The organism is Oleiphilus sp. HI0080 (genome assembly GCF_001635135.1).
On the sequence record NZ_LWFU01000384.1, the window covers coordinates 1 to 3,496 of the forward strand.

General features: G+C 51.4%; 4 protein-coding genes. All 4 read left to right on the forward strand.

The genetic code is table 11. The features are described 5' to 3' along the window. The coding region (locus A3751_RS06475) for an acyl-CoA carboxylase subunit beta (protein ID WP_068453557.1) at nt 1-1,258 on the forward strand (1,258 nt) is incomplete at its 5' end. A 44-nt stretch (nt 1,259-1,302) separates the two neighbouring features. Next, nucleotides 1,303-2,460, forward strand: coding sequence for an acyl-CoA dehydrogenase family protein (locus A3751_RS06480; protein WP_068453559.1), 1,158 nt, complete (start codon nt 1,303-1,305; stop codon nt 2,458-2,460). Between the two features lie 9 nt (nt 2,461-2,469). After that, nucleotides 2,470-3,288 carry an enoyl-CoA hydratase/isomerase family protein gene (locus A3751_RS06485; RefSeq protein ID WP_068453561.1) on the forward strand — a complete coding sequence of 273 codons (819 nt, stop codon included), beginning with the start codon at nt 2,470-2,472 and terminating at the stop codon, nt 3,286-3,288. Between the two features lie 29 nt (nt 3,289-3,317). Next, the coding region (locus A3751_RS06490) for a biotin carboxylase N-terminal domain-containing protein (RefSeq protein ID WP_156492289.1) at nt 3,318-3,496 on the forward strand (179 nt) is incomplete at its 3' end.

The following is a 3,496-nucleotide window of genomic DNA, read 5'->3' on the forward strand; positions in this document are numbered from 1 at the left end:
ACCCACGGGTCTTGAGAAAACGCTCCGACTTCAGGACATCGCCAAAGAGAACAAGTTACCGGTCGTGACATTAGCTGAAAGTGGTGGCGCAAATCTTAACTACGCCACAGATGTTTTTGTGCACGGCGCACGAGGTTTTGCGAATCAGGCACGCCTCTCCGCCGCCGGCATTCCACAGTTTACCATTGTCCACGGTAATGCGACCGCAGGCGGCGCTTATCAGCCTGGCCTGTCAGACTACTCGATCGTAGTAAAAGAGCAGGCAAAGATGTTTCTTGCTGGCCCGCCCCTTCTGAAAGCGGCGACCGGAGAAATTGCCACAGACGAAGAGCTAGGCGGAGCTGAGATGCATGCGCAAACCGCTGGCACCGCGGAATTTCTTGCTGAGGATGATTCCGACGCCATCCGCATGATGCGCGATATGATGAAGCAGGTGCCATGGAATGAGCAACTCAGCGCTGGCACGCATCGCGATTACAAAGAGCCAAAGTACAGCGCAGAAGAGCTAATCGGGGTTGTGCCTGCAGATAGCAAAACACCTTACGATGTGCGCGAAATTGTTGCTCGAATTGCCGATGGTTCCGATTTCGTGGACTTTAAGCCAGAGTTTGATAATCAAACCGTCTGTGGTTTTCTGAAAATCGAGGGGCACGCATGCGGCTTAATCGGAAACAACGGACCGATTACCCCAAAAGGCGCGGCCAAAGCAGCGCAATTCATCCAACTTTGCGAGCAGTCCAACACCAGCTTGCTGTTTTTTCATAACACCACAGGCTTTATGGTCGGTACGGATGCCGAACAAAACGGCGTTATCAAGCATGGTTCAAAAATGCTACAAGCCGTGGCGAATGCCACAGTACCCAAGCTTACGATTGTCGTTGGCGGTTCCTATGGTGCGGGCAACTATGCGATGTGCGGCCGAGGATTAGACCCTCGCTTCATCTTCGCATGGCCTAATTCTCGCACCGCGGTAATGGGTGGCGCGCAGGCAGGCAAAGTGCTGCGTATCGTTACTGAAGACAAACACGCAAAAATGGGCAAAGAAGCCGACCCGGCAATGCTAGACGTATTAGAAAAAGCAACGGCCGATAAGCTCGACAAGGGTTCTACCGCACTCTACGGAACCGCACGCCTTTGGGATGACGGGCTCATCGACCCACGAGATACGCGAAAGGTTCTCGCCTTTTTACTCGATATTTGTGACGAAGAGCGTCGCCGCACACTGCGCCCGAATAGCTTCGGCGTCGCGCGACTCTAACAACCCTATTTAAGAATAAAGACATAGTTTAAGAGGCAGCACAGATGATATTTACGCAAGAGCACAATGAAATTCGACGCACGGTTAAGAACTTCGTCGATAACGAGATCAATCCATTCTGCGATGAATGGGAAGAAGCCGGCACTTTTCCGATGAAAGAGCTGTTCAAAAAGCTCGGTGATCTCGGTCTTTTAGGCATTAGTAAGCCGACAGAATATGGCGGCATGGGGCTCGACTACAGTTACAACATTGTTGCTGCAGAAGAGTTTGGTACTGCGCATTGCGGCGGTGTCCCGCTCGCCATTGGCGTTCAAACGGATATGTGTACGCCTGCATTGGCACGTTTTGGTTCAAATGAACTACGTGAAGAGTTTTTGGTACCTTCCATCTCGGGTGACATGATCGGCTGTATCGGTGTATCCGAGCCAAGCGCAGGCTCTGACGTTGCGGCCATCAAAACCACAGCCAAAAAAGACGGTGACGACTACATCATCAACGGCACCAAAATGTGGATCACCAACTCCCCGAGTGCGGATTACATTTGCTTGCTGGCGAACACGTCTGATGACAAAGTGCATCTAAACAAATCACTGATTGTCGTACCAATGAACACACCCGGTGTCGAGGTCGCACCGAAGCTCAACAAGCTTGGTATGCGCAGCTCAGAAACGGCGCAGGTCTTCTTTGACAATGTTCGAGTTCCACAGCGTTACCGCATCGGTGCCGAAGGTTCCGGATTTATGATGCAAATGCTCCAGTTCCAAGAGGAGCGCCTGTTCGGGGCAGCAAACATTCTGAAAGGTCTTGAGCACTGTGTGAACACAACAATCGATTACTGCCGTGAGCGTCAGACATTTGGTCAACCACTACTCGACAACCAGGTCATTCACTTTCGTTTGGCAGAGCTTCAGACAGAAATCGAAGCACTTCGCTGCATGGTGCATCAAGGTGTAGAGGGTTACATTAATAAGAAAGACGTGACGATGCTTGCCTCTATGGCCAAACTAAAAGCAGGACGCTTGGGCAGAGAAGTTTCTGACAGCTGTCTGCAATACTGGGGCGGAATGGGTTACATGTGGGACAACCCAGTTTCTCGCTCAATGCGTGATATTCGACTTGTCTCGATCGGAGGTGGTGCCGATGAAATCATGCTTGGCATTATCTGTAAGTTGATGGGCACCCTGCCAAAACGTAAGAAGTAAGGAGCGCGAATGAGTACGCTACCAGTATGTGAAACGCTGCTTCTTGAGCAAAAGGAACACGCGCTACACGTAACGCTAAACCGTCCGAAAGCACGAAATGCAATGAGCTTACGGATGGTTCAGGAACTGATGTCCGTCTTCAAGGCGATAGAGAACGACGAAACCATTCGTGCGGTGGTCATGCGTGGCGCCGAGGGCCACTTTTGTGCAGGCGGCGATATCAAAGATATGGCCAATGCGCGCGCAGCAATGGGCTCCCGAGCTGAAGGCGAAGAGGATCCGTTCTATGCGCTCAATCGAGAGTTCGGCCGAATGATTACCTTCGCCAATCAAATCCCGCAGGTACTCATTGTCGCTGCAGAGGGTGCTGTGTTAGGAGGCGGGTTTGGCCTCGTTTGCATCTCAGATCTCGCGATCTGCTTAGAGTCGACACAGTTTGGCCTGCCAGAAACCAGTTTAGGTATTCCGCCAGCGCAAATTGCACCCTTTGTTGTGACGCGCATAGGCCTAACGCAAGCCAGACGCCTGGCCTTATTCGGTGCGCGATTCAAAGGATCCGAAGCGAAAGAGCTTGGTATTGTGCATCAATGCGTGAATAGTAACGAGGAGCTTGCTACAGCGATCGATACAGCGCTTGATCAAGTAAAAAGTTGCGCACCTCAGGCTAATCGAATAACCAAAGAACTGATTCTCAGTGTTGGAAAGACCGACCTTAACGCGCTACTTGATGGCGCTGCAGAGAGCTTTGCGAAAGCCGTGCAAGGCCCTGAAGGGCAAGAAGGCACAATGGCATTTATTCAAAAGCGCAAAGCGCGCTGGGCCGAATAAGCGGCCACGAAATGGAGACAACAAATACAATGTTTAGCAAAATCTTGATCGCGAACCGAGGTGAAATAGCGGTTCGAGTCATTCGCACCGCAAAAGACCTAGGCTATCAGACAGTCGCAGTTTTCAGTGAAGCGGATCGCTACGCACCTCATGTCATTGCCGCCGACGAAGCAGTTTGTATCGGTGCAGCTGCCGTGAATGAATCCTA

What these genes read in the sequence shown, in the direction of transcription:
- A3751_RS06480 (WP_068453559.1), top strand. Translation starts at nt 1,303, where the DNA reads ATGATATTTACGCAAGAGCACAATGAAATTCGACGCACGGTTAAGAAC.
- A3751_RS06485 (WP_068453561.1), top strand. Translation starts at nt 2,470, where the DNA reads ATGAGTACGCTACCAGTATGTGAAACGCTGCTTCTTGAGCAAAAGGAA.